Source organism: Mesorhizobium sp. M0119 (assembly GCF_040322615.1).
Lineage (GTDB): Bacteria > Pseudomonadota > Alphaproteobacteria > Rhizobiales > Rhizobiaceae > Mesorhizobium.
In genome coordinates this window covers 136,373-160,377 of the sequence record NZ_JAMYTU010000007.1, presented here as the reverse complement: position 1 = coordinate 160,377, position 24,005 = coordinate 136,373, and the positions used below count along the sequence as shown (strand labels likewise).

The following is a 24,005-nucleotide window of genomic DNA, read 5'->3' as shown; positions in this document are numbered from 1 at the left end:
CCATGAGCAGCATCGGCGCTGGTTTCAGGCTCGTGCGGGCCGGCTGGGTGCTGGTCCGCGAAGGCGTCATCGCGGCTTTGCCTGGCGACGAACTCTTCGGCCTGCCGAAATTCGGCTGGCGCATGGCCCGGCTGTTCACCCGCCGGCGCGCGCTTGCCTATGAGCGCGGCGACAGGCTGGCCAAGGCGGTCGTGCGGCTCGGCCCGTCCTACGTCAAGCTCGGCCAGTTCCTGGCGACACGGCCAGACGTCGTCGGCAACGATATCGCGCTTGATCTCGCCATGCTGCAGGACAAGATGCAGACCTTTCCCAAGGCCGAGGCCATAGCGGCGATAGAAGCATCGCTCGGACGCAAGGTCGGTGAGCTCTATGCCAGTTTTGGCGAGGCCGTCGCCGCCGCCTCGATCGCGCAGGTCCATACCGCCGAAACGATGCAGGACGGCGTCGTTAGGCGAGTGGCGGTGAAGGTCATCCGGCCGGGCGTGCGCCGCCGCTTCTTTCGCGATCTCGAGAGCTATTTCCTCGCCGCCCGGCTGCAGGAAAAGTACATCCCGTCGTCGCGCCGGCTGCGGCCGGTCGAGGTGACGGAGACGCTGGCCCAGACCACCAAGATCGAAATGGATTTGAGGTTGGAGGCGGCGGCTTTTTCGGAGCTCGGCGAGAACACCAAGGACGATCCCGGCTTTCGCGTGCCGTCGGTCGACTGGGAGCGCACCGGTCGTGACGTGCTGACCATGGAATGGGTCGACGGCATCAAGTTGAACGATATTGCCGGCCTCGCCGCCGCCGGCCACGACCTGAAGGCGATTGCCGCCAACCTGGTCCAGTCGTTCCTGCGCCATACGCTGCGTGACGGTTTCTTCCATGCCGACATGCATCCGGGCAACTTGTTCGTCGAGGCCGACGGCACCATCGTCGCTGTCGATCTCGGCATTGCCGGCCGGCTCGGCAGGAAGGAGCGCCGCTTCCTCGCCGAAATCCTCTACGGCTTCATCACGCGCGATTACCAGCGCGTCGCCGAGGTGCATTTCGAGGCCGGCTACGTGCCGCGCCAGCACAATGTCGCAGCCTTTGCCCAGGCGATCCGGGCGATCGGCGAACCGATCCACGGCCAGCCGGCTGAGACCATCTCGATGGCCAAGCTTTTGACGCTGCTGTTCGAGGTGACCGACCTCTTCGACATGGCGACGCGATCCGAGCTGGTGCTGCTGCAGAAGACCATGGTGGTCGTCGAAGGCGTCGCCCGCACCCTCGACCCGGCCTTCAACATGTGGAAGACGTCGGAACCTGTGGTGAGCGGCTGGATTACGCGCAATCTCGGCCCGCGCGCTTTGCTGGCCGATGCGCGCGACGGCGCCAACGCGCTGCTGGCGCTGGCCCGCCAGGCGCCGGACCTCGCTGCCCGCACCGAGCGGCTGTCGCGTGAGATCGACCTGATGGCCGAACACGGCCTGCGCTTCGACGAAAGGACCGCGCACGCGATCGGCAAGGCCGAGGCGCGCTACACCCGCTCCGGCCGGCTGGCGCTGTGGGTGATCGCGCTGACGCTGGTGTATATCGCCTGGAAGCTGCTCTAACGCCTTGTTGTCGATTGATTGCATTGCTATCATTGCCTTCGGCGATTTCGGGTAAAGTGCAATCACATGGCCAGCATCACGATCCGCAACCTTGATGACGAGGTCAAGGATATGCTGCGCCGATTGGCTGCGGAGAATGGCCGGTCAATGGAAGACCAGGCGCGGGTCATGATCCGCGCAGCGGTCGAAGGTCAACTCGGTTCGTCCGGCCGCATCGACCAGATCGAGAAAACGTTGCGCGAACTGACAAGCTTGCAGAATCCTGCAGCCCCGGTGGTCGCGGTCCCCAGCCAAGTCGCGCGAGGTGTCCTCTCCGGCAAGCGCATCCTGCTCATCATCGGCGGAGGCATCGCTGCCTACAAAGCGCTCGACCTGATCCGTCGGCTGCGCGAGCGTGGTGCTTCGGTGCGCGTGGTGATGACCGCGGCGGCGCAGGAATTCGTCACCACGCTGTCGGTCGGGGCGCTGTCGGCGGATCATGTCTTCACCGATTTGTTCGACCGCCAGGACGAGCACGATGTCGGCCACATCCGCCTGTCGCGCGAGGCCGACCTTATCGTCGTGGCGCCGGCCACCGCCGACCTGATGGCGAAGCTCGCCAACGGCCACGCCAATGATCTTGCCTCCACCGTGCTCATCGCCACCGACAAGCAGGTTTTAATGGCGCCCGCCATGAACCCGAAGATGTGGGCGCATCCGGCGACCCGGCGCAACCGCTCGACGTTGCAGAAGGACGGCATCGCATTTATCGGCCCGTCGAAGGGCGAGATGGCCGAGGGCAACGAGGCGGGCGAGGGCCGCATGGCCGAGCCGCTGGAGATCGTCGCCGCGATCGAGGCGCTGCTCGACAGCCGGCCAAAGCCGCTGGCGGGAAGAAAGATCATCGTCACTTCCGGACCGACACATGAACCGATCGACCCGGTGCGCTACATCGCCAACCGCTCGTCGGGCAAGCAGGGCCATGCGATCGCGGCGGCGCTGGCCAGGCTTGGCGCCGACGTGCGTCTCGTCTCCGGTCCGGTCGGCGTTGCCGATCCGGCCGGCGTCGCCACGCTGCATGTCGAAACTGCCGTCGAGATGAAGGATGCGGTCGAACAGCTGCTGCCGGCCGACGCGGCAGTGTTCGTCGCGGCTGTCGCCGACTGGCGCGCTCAAAGCTCGGCCGGGGAAAAGATCAAGAAGGTGGCGGGCGAGGGTCCGCCGGTGCTGCAGATGGTGGAAAATCCCGATATTCTTGCCGGTGTCGGGCATCACAAAAAGCGGCCGATGCTGGTGGTCGGTTTCGCCGCGGAGACGCAGGACCTGGTCAGGAATGCCGAGGCCAAGCTTGCGAAAAAGGGCGCCGATCTTATCGTCGCCAATGATGTCTCGCATGAAGGCGGTTCTCCGGGCGTGATGGGCGGCGACCGCAACCAGGTGCGGATCGTCTCAAAGGCGGGCGTCGAGGAATGGCCGGAGATGAGCAAGGACGAGGTGGCGACGCGGCTCGCGGCATTGATCGCTGAGCGGCTGACGACGGTCGTCGTCTAGTCAATCTCCCCCACGGAGATTGGCAGCTTCGCCGGCTTCGTGGCGCTCGCCCCCGAAATCCGCAAGGCGGCAAGGCATCCCAGGTTGCCGAGCGGAATAAAGGCGAGGAACAGCCAGGCGGCAACATTTGCCGCGGCCTCGCGGTTCAGGCCTTCAGAAAAGCCGCTGGCGTTGGCGATGATGCCGGTTAACGCGGCACCCACGGCATAGCCGATGCGCTGCATGGTCGGCACGGCGGCCGAGGCGATCGTCTGCTCGCCTTCCCGCGCCGATGCCACGATGACACGCGTGACGAACGGCCAGGCGATGCCGAAACCGCCGCCTTGCAGCAAAGCGCAAAGCAGGATCAACGGGATCGAGCCCGCCGGCACCGTATAGGCGAAACCGGCGACGCCCGTGGCGATCATCAGCGCACCGCCGACGATGATCAGCCGTTCGCGCTCCGGCGGCGCATTGGCGACGAGGATCGACAGGATCGACCAGGCGATCGATTCGGCGGCGATGATGTAGCCGGTGGTGAGGATCGGAATGCCGTGCAGGCTGGTCAGGAGCAGTGGCCCGTAGACCGCGAACGAGCAGGTCGCCATCGAAAATGCGGCGACCATGGTCATGCCCGCGCCGACCGGCGAGCGCCATGAGAACAGCCGCGACGGGAACAGGCGCGAGCGCGGCTTCAACGCGTCGATATGGATAAACAGCGCCAGGCCGATCAGGCCGAGGGTGAGGAGCAGCGACGAGCGCAGCAGGGCGATGTCGACGCCGGCGGTGGCGATCAGCACGACGCTGACGGCAAGGCAGCCAAGTGCTGCAAACGGGAAAGGCGGTGCTGAGCCGCCGGTCGCCTGCGGCCTTGTTGCTTCAGGCGTATCGAGCACGATGAAGCTTGCCAGGGCCATGGCCGTGCCGCCGAGGGTGAAGACGCCGAAGGCCCAGCGCCAGGACAGCAATTCGGTCATGACCGCGCCGAGCACCGGCCCGCTGAAGGCGGCGACACCCCAGATCGCCGACATGACGCCGAAAAGCTGCGGCCAGATCGCGCGGGCAAACAGCCGCTCGACCGAGACGAAGGCCAGCGACACCAGCGCGCCGCCGCCGAGCCCCTCGATCAGGCGGCCGCTGAGGAACAGCGGCATCGAAGGCGCGGTGGCGCAGACCAGCGCGCCGCCGGCATAGAGCATTGCGGCGACCATCATATTGGTACGCAGCGCGACATAGCTCACCAGCCGTCCGGCGGCCGCACCGGCAACGATGGCGCCGAGCTCGTAGATCGCCAGCGACCAGCCGACCAGTTGCACGCCGGCGAGTTCGCCGACCATGGCCGGCATGACCGTCGCCACCATCGTTTCGTTGGTGGCGTGCAGCAGGATGCCGAGGCTGATGAAGCAGAAGCGCGCCAGATCGCCGCTCGCCCACAGCGCGCGCCAGTCGACCCTGTTTGTACTTGTTTTGGTCATCCAGTCCCCCGAGCTTCCTTAGACGCCGGTCTAAAATATTGGAGCGTTCTTCACGTACAAATGAGCGCATGCCGCAGTATGGGGAGGGCTTCTAGGACCTCAACCGCAGTTGAGATCAAGCGGTTTTGAGCGCCGTTGACGTGGCAGATGTCAAAATTGTGCGATGGGGGACGATCACTATGCGTTGAGATTCTGGTCGGACCGAAGACAAGCAATATTGGATCGCCGCAATCTTCGGTCCACGGTAAACGGCATGAACACAGTTGCCATGCCGTGATCTTCGAGCGCTGCAACTTTGAACATCAGGGCGGCCCATCCTCTGCGGAGTGGGCCTGCCGGAATCCATGAGCTTTCGGCAGCTATTGGCAGGCCGACACCTACGCTCCCCGCCGCTCGGGGAGCCATGATACGCCGTTATTTGAACGAGTGGATCAGGTCCAGCGACGTGACGGCGACCGCCAGGTTGACGCCGGTCTGTGCCTGGACGCTGAGCGGCTGCAGCGAAAAGGCGCTGTCGAGGCCGCCGACGAGGAGATTGGCGCCGCCACCGGTGACCACGCTGGCCTCGGCATTCACGCCATAATAGCTGCCGGCAAGGTCGCCTTCATCGTGGTTGCGGGTCGCCGCCAGAACCGCCCATACCAGCTGACCCTGATGCGTCCGGCCAACATCGACGCCGAGCTTGGAAATCACCCCGGTATAGACTTCGGAGGGACCGCCACGATGCGGACGAAAGACACAGGAAACACCCTTGTTGGAGGTGACGAGATAGGCCGTGCCGCCGTCGATGGTGCAGTCGAGCACGCCGAGCTGGAGCTTGCTGGCGCTGGCGGGAGCGACAACGACGGTCGTCGCCAGAGCGGCGGCACAGGCGAGTTTCTTGATCATGGCAGGGTCCTTTCCAATGGCTTTGTACAAACGGCTGAGCACGCCGAGCGTTCCGCCGAAAACTTGGCGCCAGCAAGGCAAGGGTAAACGCAGGGTTGTCGGGGTGCGGAAAGGGCCGCCCGATAAACCGGCCCGATCAGCCGGCGCTGGTGCGGGCCAGGCCGTCCTTGGCCGGCTGGTAGGTCGGATTGAGGTGCACGGCCTCGCGGTAGGATTTCGCGGCCCTGACCTTGTCGCCGCGCCGCTCGTAGATCAGCGCCTGGTTGGACCACGCCTCGGCATTCTTGCCGTCGAGCTTGATGGCCATATTGAAGTCGGCGAAGGCATTGTCCTCGTCGTTCATGGCAAGGTAGGAGAGGCCGCGTCCGTTGTAAGGCTCGGAGGCGTCCGGCGCCAGCGAAATGGCAGTCGAGAAGTCCTCGATAGCAAAGGCGTGCTGGCCCTGACTCTGGTAGATCAGGCCGCGATTGTGATAGGCGCGCGCGTCGGTCGTGTCGAGCTGGATGGCCTTTTGGAAATCGTTGAAGGCTTCCTGGACCCGGCCCGCCCTGCGGTAGAGATTGCCGCGGCCGATATAGGCGGCGTCATAATTGGAATTGATCTGGATCGAGCGGTTGTAGTCGGCGAGCGCGCTCGCCTGGTCGCCGAGGAAGCGCTGGATGAGCGCGCGGTTCGAATAGGCCTGGTAAAAATTCGGATTGAGCTGGATGGCGGTGTCGAAGTCCTTCAGCGCCGCCTGGTACTGGCCGCCGCGGCCATAGGCCGAGCCGCGCACATTGTAGGCTTCCGGATCCTGGGGGTTGCGCTGGATCACCGCCGACAGCGAGGAGATGTTCTCGCTCGAGGCTTGCGCCTTGTCGATGTTGTTGAACTCGCCGGTCGGAACGCTCTGGCAGCTGGCAAGCGCCATCCCGGAAAGCAGGGCTGCCGTCAGGGCGAGGCCGCGCCACGCGGTTCTGCGCTCTACGGTGATTGCGTCCATGTCTGCCCTGTCCTCACTGCGCCGTCAGGTCCGTTCCCCCTCCGAACCGGCATCTCTCCCAACCGGTCCTCTCGGACCGGGTCGAACTCACAACAAAAAGGTGGCGGCGATTCCGCATCGCGCCACCTTGGATATCCTTGGAAAAGGACGAAAAATTGACGTCAGAACCGCGGCGGACGCGGAGCACCGGCACCGGCAGCACCGGCCGCGACCGGACGCGGCGTCATCGGCAGCAGGCCTTCGCGCTGGGCGCGCTTGCGGGCCAGCTTGCGGGCGCGCCGCACGGCTTCCGCCTTTTCACGGGCGCGCTTCTCGGACGGCTTCTCGTAATGTCCGCGCATCTTCATTTCGCGGAAGATGCCTTCGCGCTGCATCTTTTTCTTGAGCGCGCGAAGCGCCTGATCAACATTGTTGTCGCGGACGAGTACCTGCACGTGCAATCCTGTCTTTCGGTTTGAAATCAACAGGCAAGCGGCCATAGCCACAAGCCTCCGCGGCGCGTTACACCACGAATTGGGGCGGCTGATAGCAGAATCAAGGGGCGCTGTCCACAGCCGATTGAGAGACGGTGCCGACCCCGAAACGAAAAACCCGCCTCGGCGGCGGGTCTTCGGTGTAAATCAGTACCATACTCAAATTAGTAGCATAGCTGCCGGCACAAAGCAAGAACAAAATTCGCCTTGGGGTCAAATAGCGCCGCTACGCAATGGCCAGGTGGAGCTGCTCGAAACCCTCGAAGAACTCGCCGTAGTCGCAGGTTATCTCCTCGCCGGCGGCGATGTCGCGGGTCGCGGTGGCCCCGCCATATTGCGAAAAGTCGGTGTTCGGCTTGTCGGCGTGGTTCATGAAGCGGCCATTGTCGACCTCATAGACCATGAAGCCCGGCCGGTCCGGACTGGGATAGGCATATCTGTCGAGCAATTCCTTGAGGTGCGGCGGCGCCGTCTCGTATCTTTCGACCGGGATCAGCCGGTCAAAGTCCGGATCGAGACGCCAGATCTGCGCCCCCTTCCGGACCGGCTCGGCGGCGAACACGCCGACGCCTTCGATTGCGCTTGCAGCGATATAGGTCCTGATCAGTAGCATGTTTCCAACCCGTTTTCGAGGAGAAGACGGAATCGTCAAATCGCCGGAAAAAGCAAGACCGGTTTTTTTGACGTTGGCTTACGCGCCGATGGGCCGACCGCGAAACGCCTCACGTCCGGGTGATCGAGACGCCGCCGTCGGCGAACAGTGCCGTGCCGGTGGTGAAACTCGATGCATCGGAAGCCAGGTAAAGCGCCGAGCGGGCGATCTCCTCAGGCTCGGCGACGCGCTTCAAGGCATGCAGGTTTTCGACGAAGGCTCGTGATTCAGGTGTCTTGAATGTTGCCGAGGGCGTATCGGTGCCGCCCGGCAGCAACGCGTTGACCCGAACGCCCTTGGCGCCAAATTCGGCCGCCAGCACCTGCGTCAATCCGATCAGTCCGGCCTTGCTCGCCGCATAGCTGGTCATGCCGGGCATGCCGACCGTGTAGCCGACGAAGGTGGAGGTGAAGATAAGCGAGCCGCCGCCGCGATCGATCATCGCCGGCACCTGGTATTTCGCGCCGAGAAAGGCGCTGGTCAGATTGGTATCGAGCGTCTCGTGCCAGCCCTCCAGCGACAGCTCCGAAACCGGCCCCATCCTACCGACCGAGCCGGCATTGTTGAAGGCGATGTCGAGCCCGCCGAATTTCTCGACCGCCAGGTCGACCAGCGCTTTTGCGTAGGCTTCGTCGCGCACATCGCCGGCAAGGGCAATGGCCGTGCCGTCGGCGTCTTCGATTTCGGTGACCAGTGCATCGAGCTCCGCCTGACGACGGGCGGCGACGACGAGCCTGGCGCCTTCCTCCGCAAACACCTTGGCCGTGGTGCGGCCGATGCCGGAGCTGGCGCCGGTGACGATGGCAACCTTGTTGGCAAGCGCGAGCATTTTTTTGCATCCTTTTTCGCGCCGGCCCTTGCCGGCAATTGGATGCTTGGTCGCAAAATGGAGCGGCGCGAGCCACCCGAAACGTGCGAAGGGATCGGCGAAGATTTCTTGACGCCGGATGGGCAGCGGGTTACCAAGTCGCCATTCAACCTTGCGGGTGGACGCGCCGCCCATTTGCAATGACCCCCCAAGACATGATGAGCAAGTTGCTGGAGCCCGGCTACGAGGGCGACAGCGAGTTGACGTTCGCTCTTCAATCGGAGTTCAACAAGGGCTTTCCGCTCGAAAACCTTCGGCCGCTGCTGACATCCGACAACCTTTATACGCAGGCCGCGGCCGCGTACTTGGTGGCCGAAGCCAATTCCAAAATGAGTTACAAGATGAATTGCGTCGTCGCGGAGATCGCCGATCTGCTCGACAGTGAATCTTCGGGTATCCGGTTCGACGCGATCGAGGCGCTTCTGGGATGCACGACGCCGGCCGATGGAGCCGTTCTCGGTCGCCTCATGCTGCGGCTGGATGACGAACATGCCGGTGTGCGGTGGAGGGTCGTCCAGTTCATCTGCCTTGCGGAGCGCTGGCAGCTAAGGCTTGCGGTGGAAAATGCCGCTACCCTGCGCCCGGACTCGGCTTTCAAGACACTGGTCAATGCTTATGGTCAATATAACATGCCGAGCGCCAAGGACCTGCCACGGTTGCTCGCGAATCCGGATGCCGTGTTGCGGCGCTTTGCTGCGGCAGTGGCTATCAGGCCGCGCCAGGTGATTATCGAGCGCTTCGTGGCCATCGTGGAGCAGTCGGACGATGCGGAAATTCGTAAAATCGCCGCCGATTGCCGTGAGGGTTATTTGCGACCGATCTATGCAATCGAGCCGTCCGTCTTGAAGCGTGCTTCGTCTGAAACGTCAAAAGGCGAAACGCAGAACAGCGGCTGTTGAAGGCACGGCGCAAAACGGCAAGCGCCGTCGCAAACAGTGCAAGGCTGGCAGCGCGGTTTCGCTAGTGATACAGCTCGCGCGCCGGGGTTGGCTGATCTGCCCGGCCGCCATTTGCGAGGCCTGCAACGTTGAAGAAATACTCGGTATTCGCCATCGCCCGCGAGGCCATGCGCGGCCACAAGGGTTGGGAGGAACAGTGGTCCTCGCCGGAGCCGAAGAAGGAATACGACGTCATCATCGTCGGCGCCGGCGGCCACGGCCTGGCCACAGCCTATTACCTCGCTACCGTGCACGGCATCACCAACGTCGCGGTATTGGAAAAAGGCTGGCTCGGCGGCGGCAATACCGGCCGCAACACCACCATCATCCGCTCGAACTATCTCTATGACGAGAGCGCCGGCATCTACGACCATGCGCTGAAGCTTTGGGACGGGCTCAGCCAGGAGCTCAACTACAACGTCATGTATTCGCCGCGCGGCGTCATGATGCTCGCCCACAACATCCACGACATCCAGGTGCTGAAGCGGCACGTCCACGCCAACCGGCTGAACGGCATCGACAATGAATGGCTGACGCCGGAACAGGCCAAGGAATTCTGCCCGCCGCTCAACATTTCGCGCGATGCCCGCTACCCGGTGATGGGTGCTGCCCTGCAACGCCGCGGCGGCACGGCGCGCCACGATGCGGTCGCCTGGGGCTATGCGCGCGGTGCCTCGGCGCGCGGCGTCCACATCATCCAGAATTGCGAGGTCACCGGCGTCAAGCGGGCGCCGAACGGCGCCGTCACCGGTGTCGAGACGACGCGCGGCTTCATCGGCGCCAGGAAGGTCGGCGTGGTCGCCGCCGGGCACTCATCGGTGATCATGAACATGGCCGGCGTGCGCATGCCGCTGGAAAGCTATCCGCTGCAGGCGCTGGTGTCGGAGCCGGTCAAGCCGGTGGTGCCCTGCGTCGTCATGTCGAACACCGTGCATGCCTATATCTCGCAGTCCGACAAGGGCGAGCTGGTCATCGGCGCCGGCACCGACCAGTATGTCTCCTATTCGCAGACGGGCGGGCTGCACATCCTGCAGCATACGCTCGACGCCATCTGCGAGATGTTCCCGATCTTCACGCGCATGAAGATGCTGCGCTCGTGGGGCGGCATCGTCGACGTGACGCCCGACCGTTCGCCGATCCTGGCCAAGACGCCGGTGCCCGGTCTCTATGTCAATTGCGGCTGGGGTACGGGCGGCTTCAAGGCGACGCCGGGTTCGGGCCACGTCTTTGCCCATACGATCGCCAGGGACGATCCGCACCCGATCAACGCGCCCTTCACCATCGAGCGCTTCCGCACCGGCCGGCTGATCGACGAGGCGGCAGCGGCAGCGGTGGCGCACTGATGATGACCGAGATGGCTGTCGCCATGCCGCTGATGCTCGCCGGCGAGCAAGGCCTGTTTCATATCCCCACGCCAGAGGAGGTGCGCCTGCAGCCCATCAGCCGCGCCGGCAATGAAGCGGATTGGCCGTTTTCCGTCGACGAGGGTGTACTCGCCTGCGCCTGGAGCGCCGGTCAGAGAGTGGTCACCTTTATGGAGAACCGGCCAGCCGATCTCGAGGAAGGCGAAAAATTCGAGCGGCGCTACGTCATCGTGACGACCGAACCGATGACGCTTTCGGTCGGCAATATGGCGTATCGCGACCTTTTCCGCCCGGTAGCCAGCATCGAGGAGCGCATCCGGCTGGTCGCCCCTTTCATGGCCCTGGGTCTGCGGCTTTGCAATCAACCGGCCGGCACCCATGTCGGCCCCGGCGAATTGTAGGAACGAACAGAATGCTTCTCATCCGCTGCCCCTATTGCGAGGAAGAGCGTCCGGAGCTCGAATTCCGCAACGCCGGCGAGGCGCATATTGCGCGTTCCCCAAACATCGCCGGTGAGAGCGACGACGATTTCGAAAAGTTCTTCTTCATCCGCTCCAATCCCAAGGGGATCATCTATGAGCGCTGGCGGCACATGCATGGCTGCGCGCGGTTCTTCAACGCCGTGCGCGACACCGTCAGCGACAGGTTCCTGATGACTTACAAGGCCGGCGAACCGAAGCCCACGAAGCTGCCGGGAGCCGCCAAATGAGCGCCATGTTCCGCATTGCCGGCGCTGGGCGGCTCAAGCAGGCAAAGATAGCCGGCTTCAGCTTCGACGGCCGCCCCTATACCGGGATCGAGGGCGACACGCTGGCCTCGGCGCTGCTTGCCAATGGCGTCCACCTTGTCGGCCGCTCGTTCAAGTACCACCGGCCGCGCGGCTTCCTGTCGGCAGGCGCCGAAGAGCCGAACGCGCTGGTCGAGATCAAGCGCGACCAGGCACGCAAGACACCGAACGTCCGCGCCACGGTGCAGGAACTCTATGACGGGCTGACCGCACAGTCGCAGAACCGCTGGCCGTCGCTCGCTTTCGACATCGGCGCAGTCAGCAGCATCGCCTCGCCGATGCTTTCGGCCGGCTTCTACTACAAGACCTTCATGTGGCCGAAGGCTGCGTGGAAAAACCTCTACGAGCCCAAGATCCGGGCCGCCGCCGGTCTCGGCGTCGCCCCCAACCAGCCGGATCCCGACCATTATTCGGCGCGCTTCGCCCATTGCGAGGTGCTGGTGCTTGGCGGCGGTGCCGCGGGCATCGCCGCGGCATTGGCCGCGGCCGAGACCGGCGCGCGTGTCATCCTTGCCGACGAGCAGGCGGAATTCGGTGGCAGCCTGCGCTTCGAGAGCGGCGCGAAGATTGAAGGCCAGGACGGCTTTCCCTGGGCGCAATCCGCCGTCGCCAAGTTGAGGGCGATGGACAATGTCCGCGTGCTGCCGCGCACCACGGCCTTCGGCTATTACGCGCAGAATTTCGTCGGGCTGGTCGAGCGCGTCAGCGACCATCTGCAGAGCCCCGGCCGCGACCTGCCGCGCGAGCGGCTGTGGCAGGTTCGCGCCAAACGCGTGGTGCTGGCGACCGGCGCCATCGAGCGCCACATGGTGTTTGCCGACAACGACCGGCCGGGCATCATGCTGGCGTCGGCGGCGCGCACCTATCTCAACCATTACGGCGTCGCCGTCGGCAGGAATGTCGGCGTCTATACGGCAAACGATTCCGCCTATGCGGCGGCGATCGACCTGAAGAAGGCCGGCATCAACGTGGCGGCGATCGTCGATCTGCGCGACAACCCGGCCGGGCCGGTGATCGACGAGGCGAGGGCGCTCGGCATAGAGGTCAATTTCGGCCGCGCCGTGATCCGCGCCGGCGGCAAGCTGCGGGTGTCGTCGATGACCGTGCAGCCGAAGAATGGCGGCGGCGAACGCACCATGCCGGTTGACGCGATCTTGATGTCGGCCGGCTGGACACCGTCGGTGCATCTGTTCTCGCAATCGCGCGGCAAGGTCGCCTTCAATGACGAGACCAAGCGCTTCGTGCCCGGAATTTATGCGCAGGACTGCGTCTCGGTCGGCGCCTGCAACGGCACCGACGGGCTGTCGGCGACGATCGACGAGGCCTATGCTGCGGGCACCAAGGCGGCCAAGGACGCCGGCAGCAAGCCGGCCAGGGGCACCAAGCCGAAGGTCGATGCCGGCGAGAGCTGGTCGCGCGGCATGCTGGGTCCGGCGCCCGGCGCCGGGGCGGATACGACGGTAAAGGCGTTCGTCGATTTCCAGAACGACGTCACCGCCAAGGACATTCGCCAGGCGGTGCATGAAGGCATGCGCTCGATCGAGCACGTCAAGCGCTTCACCACCAACGGCATGGCGACCGACCAGGGCAAGACCTCCAACATGCACGGCCTGGCGATTGCCGCCGAGACGCTGGGCAAGCCGATCCCGCAGGTCGGGCTGACGACGTTCCGCGCGCCCTATACGCCGGTGACATTCGGCTCGATCGTCGGGCACGCGCGGGGTCCCCTGTTCGACCCGACCCGCAAGACGGCGATCCATCCCTGGGCAAAGCGCCAAGGCGCGATGTTCGAGGATGTCGGCCAGTGGAAGCGCGCCTGGTACTTCCCGAAGCCGGGCGAGGACATACATGCGGCCGTCGACCGCGAATGCGTCACGGTGCGCAAGACGGCCGGCCTGTTCGACGCCTCGACGCTGGGCAAGATCGAGGTGGTCGGGCCGGATGCGGCCAAATTCATGGAACTGCTCTACACCAATCCATGGGAGAAGCTCGAGCCCGGCCGCTGCCGTTACGGCATCATGCTGCGCGAGGACGGCTTCATCTATGACGACGGTGTCGTTGGCAGGCTCGCACCCGACCGTTTCCATGTGACGACGACGACCGGCGGCGCGCCGCGCGTCATGAACCATATGGAAGACTATCTCCAGACCGAGTTCCCGCATCTCAACGTCTGGCTGACCTCGATCACCGAGCAGTGGGCGGTCATCGCCGTGCAGGGGCCCAAGTCTCGCGACATCATCGCGCCGCTGGTCGAGGGCATCGACATGTCCGACGAGGCGCTGCCGCATATGTCGGTGCGCGAAGGCCGGATCTGCGGCGTGCCGACCAGGCTGTTTCGCATGTCGTTCAGTGGTGAGCGCGGCTTCGAGGTCAACGTGCCGGCCGATTACGGCGAGGCGGTTTGGGAAGCGCTATGGGCCGAGGGCCAGAAGCATGGCGCCTGCGCCTACGGCACTGAGTCCATGCATGTGCTGCGCGCCGAAAAAGGCTACATCATCGTCGGCCAGGACACCGACGGCACGGTTACGCCGAACGATGCCGGCCTCGACTGGGCGGTCGGCAAGAAGAAGACCGACTTCGTCGGCATTCGCGGCATGGCGCGGCCGGACTTGGTCGCCAAGGGCCGCAAGCAGCTTGTCGGCCTGAAGACCAGGGATCCCAAGGTGGTGCTGGAGGAGGGCGCGCAGATCGTCGCTGACCCGAAGCAGGCAATCCCGATGAAGATGATCGGCCATGTCACCTCGAGCTATTGGTCGCAAAATTGCGGCCGCTCGATCGCGCTGGGGCTGGTCGCCGGCGGCCGCGATCGCATGGGCGAGACGCTCTATGTGCCGATGCCGAACGGGGTGATCGAGGTGGAGGTCACCGGTATGGTGTTCTTCGACGAGAAGGGAGAGCGCCTCAATGGCTAAGGCCGCTTTGAAAACCGCCGCCGCCGGGCCGTCGGTCGAACGCCGTCCGGCTCTGGCCAGCCAGTCGCTTTCCGCCACCGGCGTCACACTTGCCGTACTACCGCCGGCCGAGCGCATATCGCTGCGCGCGCCGGACGCCTCGATCGCGGCACTTTCGAAAGCGCTCGGCGTCGTCCTGCCGCAAAGGCCGAAAACCTCGGCGGCAAAGGCCGGACGCACGGCCTTGTGGCTGGGGCCGGACGAATGGCTGGTCATCGACGAGAGCGGAAAAGATCCGCTCGCCGATTGCGCCAGCATTCCCGCGCTGCATTCGGCGGTCGGCATCTCGCACCGCAACGTCGCCATATCGATCATCGGTCCGGCTGCCGCGGCGACGATCAATGCCGGCTGCCCGCAGGATCTGTCGCTCGACGCCTTTCCGGTCGGGGCGGCGTCGCGCACCATTCTCGGCAAGGTCGAAATCGTGCTGCTGCGCACCGCGGCCGACGCGTTCCGCGTCGAATGCTGGCGTTCCTTTTCCGATTATGTCTTTACGTTTCTGTCGGAGGCAGCGCGCGACGCGGCAGCATAGGCATGTTCGCCGCGCCCGACCGTTCTGCGACAGCGAGCCGAGGGAGAATGCAAATGCCGTCGAACTCCGCGCCGAAGTCGCCGGCCAAGACGCCGGCCGTGCGCTCTTTCGAAGACGAGCAGCGCACTGAGACGGATATTGAAGAGGAACTTGAGCAAGGCCTCGAGGATACATTCCCGGCCAGCGATCCGGTGTCGATCACCGGAACAGCCATTCCCGGCGCACCGGCAAGACCCGGCAAGCCCAAAAGCGTAGTGGGACAGAAGCGCAAGAGATAATTTCTATCGGCCCGGCGGAGCCGGCCTCGACCAGCAGGGCAATCGCTGCAGGTTTGCGCGGTTCCATGTGGATATGCGTTCCAGCGTCGATGAATGGCGAAAGCCCGAACGAGGGCGATCTCCCACGCAAGGGCAGCCTATCGCAGGTGGAAAGCCGAGGCTTTCGCTCTACGATGTACCCCCTAACCCCTCCCCACAAGGGGAGGGAGACTTCAGTTGGCGCTAACCTCGGGCAAATTGCCTGCCTTTCGGCGCCAAAGAGGAAGGAAAGGCGCGCGGCAGCGCTCCCTCCCCCTTGTGGGGAAGGATAGGGTGGGGGTCCATCTTCGCAAGAATCCATATGCGATTGCCCAGCCTGCGAGTGGGGAGATCGGCAGCTTCGCCGACGGCGCCCATTTCGGTGCCGGCGTCGACCAGCCACGAAGACGGGCAATCAGGATATCCTGCCGCTCCTCATCTTCATGCCGCTCGAAGTCCTCAGAAGCTGCTTGGCACGATCCATGGGTCGATGCCGATGCCGAGCCTCGGGCCCTTGCTGTCGGCCTTGTGGGTCGCGGCATCCACCTTTTCAAGCGATCCGGTCGGCGCGCAATCGAGCTTCACATCGGTCTTGGTGCCGATGCAGGCCGCTTCCTGCTTGGCTGGCTGACTGCCGCCGGCAAATGCGGCGCCAGAGAGCGCCAGCAGGGCGGCGAGCGTGAGGATTGCCTTCTTCATGGTCTGTCTCCGGTTCCAGTTGTTGGATTCGTACATGTACGGCATTGCGTGCAGATACGCCCAGAACTTAGGGAGTTCAAGCAAAATCGTACATGTACGGAGAAGTTGAGCGCAGGAATTGCCGAACGCTCGGCGCCGGAGCGCGGATCGTTCGGAGAAAGATCCTACAGATCGGGAGAAGCGCTGCTCTTCAGCAATTGACCGGCGGCGTGAGCGGCGCGATCTCGTGCGCAGCGATGGCTTCGAGCATGATGTCGCCGATCCGTGTGATGAACGTCGTCTGGTCGCCGAACGGGTAGAACGGGAAGGTGATCAGCAGCGAGATGGCGCCGTGGCCGACCGCCCACAACATGGTGGCGATGGCGCGCGGATCGCCTTTGAGCCTGCCGGCGGCAACGCAGGCTTCGACCCTCTCGATCAGCACTTTCATCGCCGGGTTGCCGCTCTCCATTTCGGCGAAGGTCTTGCCGGTCGGCGGCCTGACTTTTTCGGTCATGAAGACCGTGCGGTATTCGTTGGGATTTTCCAGCCCGAAGGCGGCGTATTCGACAAGCACCGCCTTGAGCGCCTCGATCGGGTCGTCGGCCGTATGATTTGCGATGCGCCTGGCCAAGGTCTCGAAGGCATCCTCCGCCAGCGCGAACAGGATGTCCTGCTTGTCGGCGAAATAGGAATAGACCGACATCGGCGCATAGCCGACGCGCTTGGCGAGCTTGCGGATGGTGAGGCCGTCATAGCCTTCTTCCTGGACAAGCTTGTGCGCGGCATCGACAAGTTCGGAACGCAGTTCGGCCTTTTGTTTTTCGCGGCGCTCCTGGACGCTTAGCTGCAACTTTCTACTGCCTTATGACTGATGGCTGGATGCAGCATATATACGCTGTACGGCGTCGGGCAAGGGTGGCACGAAGCAGAAGCTTGACTGTCACAAAACGATGTAGCCCGGCAATAAAGCCGGCAACATCGGACTGTTACAGACAAAGGCTAATTCGCGGCTCTGCAAAAATTTCGTTTCGGGAGGCCGTTATGACCGGAACCGAGCTTTCGTCCGGCGTGCCGGACGTGACCACTGCCGCAGGCGATCACAACCGGGGTCAACGAGATCGTGTTCCCGATCGGCTGCGCGCTGGTCGTCTACATCGCCCTGCAGGTCAGCCGGCATGAAGCTCATCACCGCCGAAGCCAAATAGATTTGGGCCGGATAGATTTGGGCTTCTCCGCCTGACGAACAGTCAAACCGCTTCCGGCTGGCGTTCGATCAGCGTCAGGGTCAGCCAGCGGGCAGTTAGCGCCGGTTTCTTCGAGCCCTCGATCTCGATCGTCACGTCGTGCGCCGTCTGCACCCAGCCCGACGGCCTGACCTTGACGTCGGCCAGCACGAAGCGGGTGCGGATGCGCGAGCCGGTCTTCACCGGCGCCAGGAAGCGCAGCGAATCGAAGCCGTGATTGACGCCCATCTTGCTGTTTTCCAGCGGCGGCATGGTTTCGAAGGTCATCGCCGATAACAGCGAAAGCGACAGGAAGCCGTGCGCGATGGTGCCGCCGAACGGCGTCTCGCGGCTGGCGCGTTCCGGATCGCAATGGATGAACTGATGGTCGTCGGTGGCATCGGCGAACTGGTCGATCATGCGCTGAGTGACCACCCGCCATGGCGACACGCCGACTTCCTTGCCGACGTTGGCCAGAAGCACATCGAGACTGATCGGTTCCACGCTGATGTCCTCCATCTTCACCCCCGGCATTTCACTCGCCGGATGGCGTGCGTCTCATTCCTTGAACAATGTCAGCCCGTGTTGCACCGACTGCCCGCCATCGATCGGCAGGATGGCGCCGGTGACATAGCTGCCGGCACGGCTGCACAAATAGAGCGTTGCGCCGGCAATGTCATCCGGTGCGCCGATGCGGCCGATCGGAACATGGCTGCCGACATGTCTTGCCTGGTCTTCGTTGCCGGTGGCGAAGGCCGTCATCCGGCTCTGGAAAGGGCCAGGCGCAAAGGCGTTGACGGTGATGCGGCTGGCGGCGAATTCGATCGCCAGGATGCGTGTCAGGTGGTGAACCGCAGCCTTCGAGGCCGAGTAGGAGTAGGCGTCTTCCGCCAAAGGCTGCGTGCCCATCACCGATCCGAGATTGATCACCCGGGCCGGGTCGGCATCGCTGGCGGCGGCTTCGAGCAGAGGCAGCAATTCGCGAGTCAGGTGGAAGACCGCGGTGACGTTGATGCCGAACACCTTGGCCCAGGCATGGTAGGGAAAACTTTCCAGCGGCGCGCCCCAGGAGATGCCGGCATTGTTGACCAGGATATGCAGCCGCTCGGTCCGCGCCCTGACCTCGGCGACAAGCGCTGCAATGCCGGCCTCGCTGGAGACGTCGCCGGCAAAACCTTCCGCCCGGCCGGACGCGCCAAAGCTATTCAACTCGCCGGCAACCCTGACGCAATCTTCACCCTTGCGCGAGGCGATCATCACGACGGCGCCCGCTCTGACCAGAGCGGTCGCCGCCATGCGGCCGATGCCGGTGGCGGCGCCGGTGACCAGCGCCGTCTTGCCGGCGACTGAGAACAGCTCGTCCAGATAGCTCATGGAATTCCTCCGCGCAGTTCACCGCTGTTCGACAGGTGGTTCAAGGAGCGGCTTCGCATCGACAAGGCTAGCCGAACTTCGATCATCCTCGCCACGGATAAAGTACCTGGACCGGGGCGATGGCACGCTTTGCGGCTGAATTGGTTAAGCCCCAGCGGCAAGGCGGTCATTCGGCCGTGACATGGGTCGGATGAATGATGCGGCCATCCCCGTTAGCGAGCACCTTGGTAAGCTGTTCATTTCGCGCGTGAACCAGTCGTCATTACTCCTCCGCCCAAGCCGCAGGCGGGTCTTGAGGAGTCGGGAGGGTGGCCGAGCAGTGGGGCGAGACTGACGTTCGTATTCGTGGACGGGGACTATGCTTTCAAGGCGAAAGCTATGGGTAAGAAACAACGCACCGTCCTGCTGGCAGCGGTCTTTGCGTCTGTCTTTGGCGTTTTTTTGCTGATCCTGATCCTGCAGATGGTCAGCCTTTTGGTTGACTAGGCCCAGCCAGCAGCGTGCCTTTCCGAAGGTGCTGCGCTACCGCAGGTTTTCCAGCTCGCGGATGCGTTTGGCGCCGTCGGCCTCGAGCTGCCTTGTGACGGCGCCGATCAGCGTCTCGGCAACGACGAAAAGTGCGGCGGATGAGTCCCAGGCCGAAGGCACGGCGGTGCGCCCGGCAATGACGTGGCGGGCGAAGCGGGCGATCGGCGACAGCCACTGGTCGGTAAACAGCACGATCTGCACGCCGCGCTGGTTGGCGGTCTCGGCGAAACGGACCAGGCTGTCCTGGTAGCGCCTGATGTCGAAGATCACCAGCACGTCGCGCTTGCCCATGTCGATCAGCCGGTCGCGCCAGACGCTTTCCTGGCCGGCGAGATGGAAGACGTTGGGTTGGATGATAGCGAGGTGGGCGGCCATGTAGCGCGCCAGCGGGTCAGTAAAGCGGCCGCCGATCAGGAATGTCTTGCCGCGCCGGTCGGCAAGCTTGGCGACGATGTCGGCAAGCTGCTTGTCCGAGAGATGCCGGAATGTCTCGCGCATATTGTCGAGCGTCGCCTCCAGCATCGGCGAGACGGCGCTGCTGCCCTGGGAGGGGGGATTGAGGGTGCGCGAGGCTGGCGACTGCAATTGCGCCGCCAACTCGTCTTGCAGCGCCGACTGGAATTCCGGGTAGTTCTGGAAGCCGAGCCGGGCGACGAAACGCAGGATCGTCGGCGACGATACGCCGGCCGTGGTCGAGAATTCGGCGACCGTCTTCAGCCCGATCAGCGGATAGCTGGCGATCAGCGTTTGCGCTGCGCGCCGTTCGCCGGCCGGCATGGTGCCGATGCGGTCGGAGATCAGTTCGGCAATGCTCGAAACCATGTTTTTCCCCACCCTGGCCGGGCCGTTACCGCGTTATCGAAATCGCGTTTGACAAAGCCGGCCAAACTGTATGAAATCATCCGCAGGGACGCAATGAGGCAAAATACGTAACATACGGTACAGCGTTCCCCGGGGACAGCAGACAATGGAGACAGCACGGCCCGCCAGCTTTGCATCGCCTGAAACCGTAAGAGTGACGAACCCCGGCGGATCAAGCCCTTTCGTGCTGACCTGCGACCACGCCTCCAACTTCCTGCCGCCGGAATTCGGAACGCTCGGCCTTGCCGCCGAGGAGCTTTCCCGCCACATCGCCTGGGATCCCGGCGCCTTGCCGGTGGCGCGCCGCATGGCCGAGGTGCTCGATGCGACGCTGGTCGAGACCTGCATTTCGCGGCTCGTCATCGACTGCAACCGACCGCTCGATGCGCCGGACCTGATAGTGACGGTCAGCGCCAGCGAAAAAACCGTTGTCCCGGCCAACCAGGGGCTTTCCGCCGACGAGCGGGAGGCGCGCATCGCGCTGGCTTGGCGGCCGTTCCACGACCGGATCGCGACGATCATCGACGAGCGCCTGGCGGTCGGGCGGGAGACGCGGCTAGTGTCCATCCATTCCTTCACGCCGGTGTACAAGGGCAAGAGCCGGCCCTGGCACATCGGCATCATCCATGACGAGGACCGCCGGCTGGCGGCGCCGCTGATCGCGGCGCTGCACCAGCTTGCCGGCATCACCGTCGGCGTCAACGAACCCTATTCGCCGGCCGATCGCGTCTATTTCACACTGGAACGCCATGCCCGCGCGCGCGGGCTGCCCTGCGCGATGATCGAAATCCGCAACGACGAGATCTCCGGCGCAGCCGGGCAGCGGAAATGGGCGGATCTGCTCGCGGGTATTTTTCTCAATCTGGAGCCCGAAGCGGCCAAGGCCTCCAGACCAAGCGCAGTCGGAAAGTCAGTTCAATCGGCCAGCTAAGAAACCAAAGGGGACTTCAAAATGGTAGCACCGGGTTATACCGAAGTTGACAAGAAGGAGGACCTGAAAGTTCTCCACGGAATGGGCTATGCCCAGGAACTGTCGCGAAGCATGAGCCGCTTCTCGAATTTCGCGATCTCCTTCTCGATCATCTGCATCCTCTCAGGCGGCATCAATTCGTTCGCGCAGGCGACATCGTCGATCGGTGGCGCTGGCGCTGGCATCGGCTGGATCGTCGGGTGCATGGTTTCAGGATTTTTCGCGCTCGCCATGGCCCAGATCGCTTCGGCATTTCCGACCGCCGGCGGCCTCTATCACTGGGCATCCATCCTAGGGAACCGTTTCACTGGCTGGCTCACCGCATGGCTCAATCTGCTCGGCCTGATCACCGTGCTCGGCGCCATCAACATCGGTACTGCTTTCTTCTTCGTCGGCACGTTCGGCGGAGCCTTCGGCATGACCGGTACGCCTGGCGAGATCGTCGGGTTTGTCGCCTTCATCACCGTGCTGCAGGCGCTGCTCAACCATTTCGGCATCAAGTTGACGGCGATGCTGACGGACGCCTCCGGCTTCCTGATCCTGGCAACGACGGCGGTGCTGATCGTCGCTTGCCTGATGTTTGCTCCAGCGATCGACGTCAGCCGGCTGTGGACGTTCACGAACTATTCGGGCGATGCGGGCGGCGGCGTTTTCCCGCAGTCCGATTCCATGACTTATCTCTTCCTGCTTTGCCTGCTGCTGCCAGTTTACACCATCACCGGCTATGACGCCTCGGCGCATACTTCGGAAGAAACGTTGAGGGCGGCGCACTCGGTTCCGCGGGCGATCGTTTCGTCGGTGCTCTGGTCGTCGCTGATCGGCTGGGTGATGCTGTGCGCGATCGTACTGGCGATCCCGGATCTGGCGGCCGGCGCCAAGCAAGGCTGGAGCGTGTTCTTCGCGACGATGGACGCCATCTTGCCGGCATGGCTGAAGACACTGCTCTATCTAGGAATCCTGATCGCACAGCTCCTCTGCGGCCTTGCAACGGTCACTTCCGCCTCGCGCATGCTGTTCGCCTTCTCGCGTGACGGCGGCATGCCGGTCGGCTCGGCCTCGCTCGCCAAGGTCAGCCCGGCATGGCGCACGCCGGTCAATGCGATTTGGACGGCTGCGGTCCTCGAGATCATCTATGTCTTTCTTGCCCAGTTCATCTCGGTCGGCGGCACGAACATCTATACCATCGTCGTCAATTCGACATTGGTGTTCCTGTTCCTGTCCTTCATCATTCCGATCGTGCTCGGCATGATGACTTTCGGAACGGCGAAATGGCCGAATCCTGGTCCATGGAATCTCGGTGCGGGCCTGTTCAAGCTGATTTGCATCCTGTCGGTCATCGGCATGGCAATCATCTTCTACATCGCCATCCAGCCGCCGAACGACAAAGTGCTCTATATCACCCTGGGCTTCATTGTACTGACCGCGGTGCTTTGGTTCGGTTTCGAGAACCGCCGCTTCCAGGGTCCGCCCATTGGCGACCAGATCGCAAAACGCCAGGCGGCGATCAAGGCAGCCGAGATAGCCATCGGCGAGGCCGGGGCCTGACGCTCTCTCATGACCATGGCCGGCATCGCGCCGGCCATGGTTTTCATCCCTTTTCAAAACGACAAGCGCTGGAGTGCCAAAGGAATGGCCGGAAATTTCTCGTTCGATCAGTTGAAGCAAGCGGTCTCCAGCGGCGAGGTCGACACGGTGCTGGCCTGCATCGTCGATATGCAGGGACGGCTTGCGGGAAAGCGGTTCCTGGCCCGCTATTTCGTCGATTCCGCGCATGACGAGACGCATGGCTGCAACTATCTCTTGGCCGCCGACATCGATATGGAACCGGTGCCCGGCTACAAGGCGGCGAGCTGGTCGAAGGGCTATGGCGATTTCGTCATGAAGCCGGACCTTGCGACGCTGCGGCGCGTTCCGTGGCTGGAGAAGACGGCGCTGGTGATCTGCGACGTGCTCGACCACCATACCCATGACGACCTGGCGCATTCGCCGCGCGCCATGCTGAAGAAGCAGGTCAAGCGGCTGCAGGAACGCGGCTATATCGGCTATTTCGCTTCCGAGCTCGAATTCTATCTGTTCAGCGAAACCTACGATTCCGCCCGCAAGAAGCACTGGCAGGGCCTCGAGACGGCATCGCCCTACATCGGCGACTACCAGATCGGCATCACCACCAAGGAAGAGGGCGTCATGCGCCGGCTGCGCAACGAGATGGAGGCGGCCGGCATCCCGATCGAGAATTCGAAGGGCGAGTGGGGTCCCGGCCAGGAAGAGATCAATGTCCGCTACGCCGAGGCGCTCGACATGGCCGACCGCCACGTCATCCTGAAGAACGGCGCCAAGGAAATCGCCGAGTCCGAAGGCAAGGCGATCTCGTTCATGGCCAAGTACAATTACGGGCTCGCCGGCAATTCCAGCCACATCCATAATTCGCTGTGGAGCGCCGACGGCAAGACGCCATTGTTCTACGACAAAAATGCCGAGTGGACGCTGTCGACGCTCGGCCAGCAATGGGCGGCCGGCCAGCTTAAATATGCCAAGGAATTCACCTGGTTCCTGGCGCCCTACGTCAATTCCTACAAGCGCTTCCAGGCCGGCACCTTTGCGCCGACCAAGATCATGTGGAGCGAGGACAACCGCACCGCCGGTTTCCGTCTTTGCGGCGAGGGCACCAAGGGCATCCGCATGGAATGCCGCATCGGCGGCGCCGATTTGAACCCCTATCTGGCTTTCGCCGCGCTGATCGCGGCCGGGCTTGCCGGCATCGATGAAAAGCTTGAGCTGCAGAAGCCCTTCGTCGGCGACGCCTACCAGGCCTCGCAGCTGCCCGAAATTCCAAAGACATTGCGCGACGCCACCGCGACGCTGGCGGAATCGAAAATGCTGAGGCAGGCGCTCGGCGACGATGTGCTGGAACATTATGTCCACACGGCACACTGGGAACAGTTCGAATACGACCGCCGGATTACAGACTGGGAACTGCACAGGGGGTTCGAGCGGTATTGACGGCGTTGCGCTTTACGCAATAATGTTGCGATTATTGCACCGCAACACGCAGGAGGCAGCGTTGCCCAAAGGCAGA

Annotated in this window: 23 protein-coding genes; 12 read left to right on the top strand and 11 right to left on the bottom strand. The window is 63.5% G+C overall.

All coding sequences use genetic code 11. From position 1 onward, the window contains the following. The first annotated feature begins 2 nt into the window (after positions 1–2). Both ubiB and coaBC read left to right on the top strand, forming a co-directional pair. Positions 3–1,577, top strand: coding sequence for a 2-polyprenylphenol 6-hydroxylase (gene ubiB / locus NKJ40_RS09780; RefSeq protein WP_352465904.1), 1,575 nt, complete (start codon positions 3–5; stop codon positions 1,575–1,577). 66 nt (positions 1,578–1,643) lie between these two features. Continuing rightward, positions 1,644–3,107: a bifunctional phosphopantothenoylcysteine decarboxylase/phosphopantothenate--cysteine ligase CoaBC gene (gene coaBC / locus NKJ40_RS09775; protein ID WP_352465903.1), complete on the top strand. Its 1,464-nt coding sequence runs from the start codon at positions 1,644–1,646 to the stop codon at positions 3,105–3,107. Here coaBC and NKJ40_RS09770 read toward each other — a convergent pair. The 6 genes from NKJ40_RS09770 to NKJ40_RS09745 all read right to left on the bottom strand — a co-directional run bounded on the left by NKJ40_RS09770 (position 3,104) and on the right by NKJ40_RS09745 (position 8,385). Further along, complete coding sequence (locus NKJ40_RS09770; RefSeq protein WP_352465902.1) at positions 3,104–4,561, bottom strand: MFS transporter; 1,458 nt, start codon at positions 4,559–4,561, stop codon at positions 3,104–3,106. The genes coaBC and NKJ40_RS09770 overlap by 4 nt on opposite strands. A 414-nt stretch (positions 4,562–4,975) precedes the next feature. After that, positions 4,976–5,449: a DUF992 domain-containing protein gene (locus tag NKJ40_RS09765; protein WP_292657306.1), complete on the bottom strand. Its 474-nt coding sequence runs from the start codon at positions 5,447–5,449 to the stop codon at positions 4,976–4,978. A 136-nt stretch (positions 5,450–5,585) separates the two neighbouring features. Beyond that, the gene (locus tag NKJ40_RS09760) at positions 5,586–6,431 is read right to left on the bottom strand and encodes a tetratricopeptide repeat protein (protein WP_352465901.1); all 846 of its coding nucleotides are present in this window, start codon (positions 6,429–6,431) and stop codon (positions 5,586–5,588) included. 161 nt (positions 6,432–6,592) lie between these two features. Further along, positions 6,593–6,865, bottom strand: coding sequence for a 30S ribosomal protein S21 (rpsU, locus tag NKJ40_RS09755; protein ID WP_023675331.1), 273 nt, complete (start codon positions 6,863–6,865; stop codon positions 6,593–6,595). A 265-nt stretch (positions 6,866–7,130) separates the two neighbouring features. Beyond that, the gene (locus tag NKJ40_RS09750; RefSeq protein ID WP_352465900.1) at positions 7,131–7,517 is read right to left on the bottom strand and encodes an SET domain-containing protein; all 387 of its coding nucleotides are present in this window, start codon (positions 7,515–7,517) and stop codon (positions 7,131–7,133) included. Positions 7,518–7,626: 109 nt separating this feature from the next. Beyond that, positions 7,627–8,385, bottom strand: a complete 759-nt coding sequence (locus tag NKJ40_RS09745; protein ID WP_352465899.1) for an SDR family oxidoreductase — start codon at positions 8,383–8,385, stop codon at positions 7,627–7,629. 197 nt (positions 8,386–8,582) lie between these two features. On the opposite strand from NKJ40_RS09745, the gene NKJ40_RS09740 reads away from it, so the two are divergent. The 7 genes from NKJ40_RS09740 (at position 8,583) to NKJ40_RS09710 (ending at position 15,274) form a co-directional block, all read left to right on the top strand. Beyond that, positions 8,583–9,323, top strand: a complete 741-nt coding sequence (locus NKJ40_RS09740; RefSeq protein WP_352465898.1) for a hypothetical protein — start codon at positions 8,583–8,585, stop codon at positions 9,321–9,323. Positions 9,324–9,451: 128 nt separating this feature from the next. Then, positions 9,452–10,705, top strand: a complete 1,254-nt coding sequence (locus NKJ40_RS09735; protein WP_352465897.1) for a sarcosine oxidase subunit beta — start codon at positions 9,452–9,454, stop codon at positions 10,703–10,705. Beyond that, positions 10,705–11,127 (top strand): hypothetical protein, encoded by a 423-nt coding sequence (locus NKJ40_RS09730; RefSeq protein WP_352465896.1) that lies wholly within the window; start codon positions 10,705–10,707, stop codon positions 11,125–11,127. The genes NKJ40_RS09735 and NKJ40_RS09730 overlap by 1 nt, the downstream gene beginning before the upstream one ends. 11 nt (positions 11,128–11,138) lie before the next feature. After that, entirely contained in the window at positions 11,139–11,435 is a 297-nt protein-coding gene (locus NKJ40_RS09725) for a sarcosine oxidase subunit delta (RefSeq protein ID WP_292519105.1), read from the top strand. After that, complete coding sequence (locus NKJ40_RS09720; protein WP_352465895.1) at positions 11,432–14,425, top strand: sarcosine oxidase subunit alpha; 2,994 nt, start codon at positions 11,432–11,434, stop codon at positions 14,423–14,425. Before NKJ40_RS09725 ends, NKJ40_RS09720 begins: the two co-directional genes overlap by 4 nt. Beyond that, entirely contained in the window at positions 14,418–14,996 is a 579-nt protein-coding gene (locus NKJ40_RS09715) for a sarcosine oxidase subunit gamma (RefSeq protein ID WP_352465894.1), read from the top strand. Before NKJ40_RS09720 ends, NKJ40_RS09715 begins: the two co-directional genes overlap by 8 nt. Before the next feature lie 53 nt (positions 14,997–15,049). Continuing rightward, positions 15,050–15,274 (top strand): hypothetical protein, encoded by a 225-nt coding sequence (locus tag NKJ40_RS09710; RefSeq protein WP_352465893.1) that lies wholly within the window; start codon positions 15,050–15,052, stop codon positions 15,272–15,274. Positions 15,275–15,751: 477 nt separating this feature from the next. Here NKJ40_RS09710 and NKJ40_RS09705 read toward each other — a convergent pair whose 3' ends face one another. From NKJ40_RS09705 to NKJ40_RS09685, 5 genes are all read right to left on the bottom strand, one after another. Next, complete coding sequence (locus NKJ40_RS09705) at positions 15,752–15,991, bottom strand: DUF680 domain-containing protein (RefSeq protein WP_352465892.1); 240 nt, start codon at positions 15,989–15,991, stop codon at positions 15,752–15,754. 190 nt (positions 15,992–16,181) lie between these two features. Next, positions 16,182–16,823 (bottom strand): TetR/AcrR family transcriptional regulator, encoded by a 642-nt coding sequence (locus tag NKJ40_RS09700; protein WP_352465891.1) that lies wholly within the window; start codon positions 16,821–16,823, stop codon positions 16,182–16,184. 397 nt (positions 16,824–17,220) lie between these two features. Next, a complete protein-coding gene (locus NKJ40_RS09695) occupies positions 17,221–17,715 on the bottom strand; it encodes a MaoC family dehydratase (RefSeq protein WP_031211357.1) in 495 nt (164 codons plus the stop codon). 39 nt (positions 17,716–17,754) lie between these two features. Further along, entirely contained in the window at positions 17,755–18,570 is an 816-nt protein-coding gene (locus NKJ40_RS09690) for an SDR family oxidoreductase (protein ID WP_352465890.1), read from the bottom strand. 522 nt (positions 18,571–19,092) lie between these two features. Then, complete coding sequence (locus NKJ40_RS09685; RefSeq protein WP_352465889.1) at positions 19,093–19,920, bottom strand: MurR/RpiR family transcriptional regulator; 828 nt, start codon at positions 19,918–19,920, stop codon at positions 19,093–19,095. A 145-nt stretch (positions 19,921–20,065) separates the two neighbouring features. On the opposite strand from NKJ40_RS09685, the gene NKJ40_RS09680 reads away from it, so the two are divergent. The 3 genes from NKJ40_RS09680 to NKJ40_RS09670 all read left to right on the top strand — a co-directional run bounded on the left by NKJ40_RS09680 (position 20,066) and on the right by NKJ40_RS09670 (position 23,929). Then, positions 20,066–20,890 carry an N-formylglutamate amidohydrolase gene (locus NKJ40_RS09680; RefSeq protein WP_352465888.1) on the top strand — a complete coding sequence of 275 codons (825 nt, stop codon included), beginning with the start codon at positions 20,066–20,068 and terminating at the stop codon, positions 20,888–20,890. Between the two features lie 21 nt (positions 20,891–20,911). Beyond that, positions 20,912–22,474 (top strand): amino acid permease, encoded by a 1,563-nt coding sequence (locus NKJ40_RS09675; protein WP_352465887.1) that lies wholly within the window; start codon positions 20,912–20,914, stop codon positions 22,472–22,474. Positions 22,475–22,558: 84 nt separating this feature from the next. Then, the gene (locus tag NKJ40_RS09670; RefSeq protein ID WP_352465886.1) at positions 22,559–23,929 is read left to right on the top strand and encodes a glutamine synthetase family protein; all 1,371 of its coding nucleotides are present in this window, start codon (positions 22,559–22,561) and stop codon (positions 23,927–23,929) included. Positions 23,930–24,005 lie beyond the last annotated feature (76 nt).

Coding starts and splice junctions, on each gene's coding strand:
- ubiB (WP_352465904.1), top strand. CDS start 3: ATGAGCAGCATCGGCGCTGGTTTCAGGCTCGTGCGGGCCGGCTGGGTG.
- coaBC (WP_352465903.1), top strand. CDS start 1,644: ATGGCCAGCATCACGATCCGCAACCTTGATGACGAGGTCAAGGATATG.
- NKJ40_RS09770 (WP_352465902.1), bottom strand. CDS start 4,561: ATGACCAAAACAAGTACAAACAGGGTCGACTGGCGCGCGCTGTGGGCG.
- NKJ40_RS09765 (WP_292657306.1), bottom strand. CDS start 5,449: ATGATCAAGAAACTCGCCTGTGCCGCCGCTCTGGCGACGACCGTCGTT.
- NKJ40_RS09760 (WP_352465901.1), bottom strand. CDS start 6,431: ATGGACGCAATCACCGTAGAGCGCAGAACCGCGTGGCGCGGCCTCGCC.
- NKJ40_RS09750 (WP_352465900.1), bottom strand. CDS start 7,517: ATGCTACTGATCAGGACCTATATCGCTGCAAGCGCAATCGAAGGCGTC.
- NKJ40_RS09745 (WP_352465899.1), bottom strand. CDS start 8,385: ATGCTCGCGCTTGCCAACAAGGTTGCCATCGTCACCGGCGCCAGCTCC.
- NKJ40_RS09740 (WP_352465898.1), top strand. CDS start 8,583: ATGAGCAAGTTGCTGGAGCCCGGCTACGAGGGCGACAGCGAGTTGACG.
- NKJ40_RS09730 (WP_352465896.1), top strand. CDS start 10,705: ATGATGACCGAGATGGCTGTCGCCATGCCGCTGATGCTCGCCGGCGAG.
- NKJ40_RS09725 (WP_292519105.1), top strand. CDS start 11,139: ATGCTTCTCATCCGCTGCCCCTATTGCGAGGAAGAGCGTCCGGAGCTC.
- NKJ40_RS09720 (WP_352465895.1), top strand. CDS start 11,432: ATGAGCGCCATGTTCCGCATTGCCGGCGCTGGGCGGCTCAAGCAGGCA.
- NKJ40_RS09715 (WP_352465894.1), top strand. CDS start 14,418: ATGGCTAAGGCCGCTTTGAAAACCGCCGCCGCCGGGCCGTCGGTCGAA.
- NKJ40_RS09710 (WP_352465893.1), top strand. CDS start 15,050: ATGCCGTCGAACTCCGCGCCGAAGTCGCCGGCCAAGACGCCGGCCGTG.
- NKJ40_RS09705 (WP_352465892.1), bottom strand. CDS start 15,991: ATGAAGAAGGCAATCCTCACGCTCGCCGCCCTGCTGGCGCTCTCTGGC.
- NKJ40_RS09695 (WP_031211357.1), bottom strand. CDS start 17,715: ATGGAGGACATCAGCGTGGAACCGATCAGTCTCGATGTGCTTCTGGCC.
- NKJ40_RS09690 (WP_352465890.1), bottom strand. CDS start 18,570: ATGAGCTATCTGGACGAGCTGTTCTCAGTCGCCGGCAAGACGGCGCTG.
- NKJ40_RS09685 (WP_352465889.1), bottom strand. CDS start 19,920: ATGGTTTCGAGCATTGCCGAACTGATCTCCGACCGCATCGGCACCATG.
- NKJ40_RS09680 (WP_352465888.1), top strand. CDS start 20,066: ATGGAGACAGCACGGCCCGCCAGCTTTGCATCGCCTGAAACCGTAAGA.
- NKJ40_RS09675 (WP_352465887.1), top strand. CDS start 20,912: ATGGTAGCACCGGGTTATACCGAAGTTGACAAGAAGGAGGACCTGAAA.
- NKJ40_RS09670 (WP_352465886.1), top strand. CDS start 22,559: ATGGCCGGAAATTTCTCGTTCGATCAGTTGAAGCAAGCGGTCTCCAGC.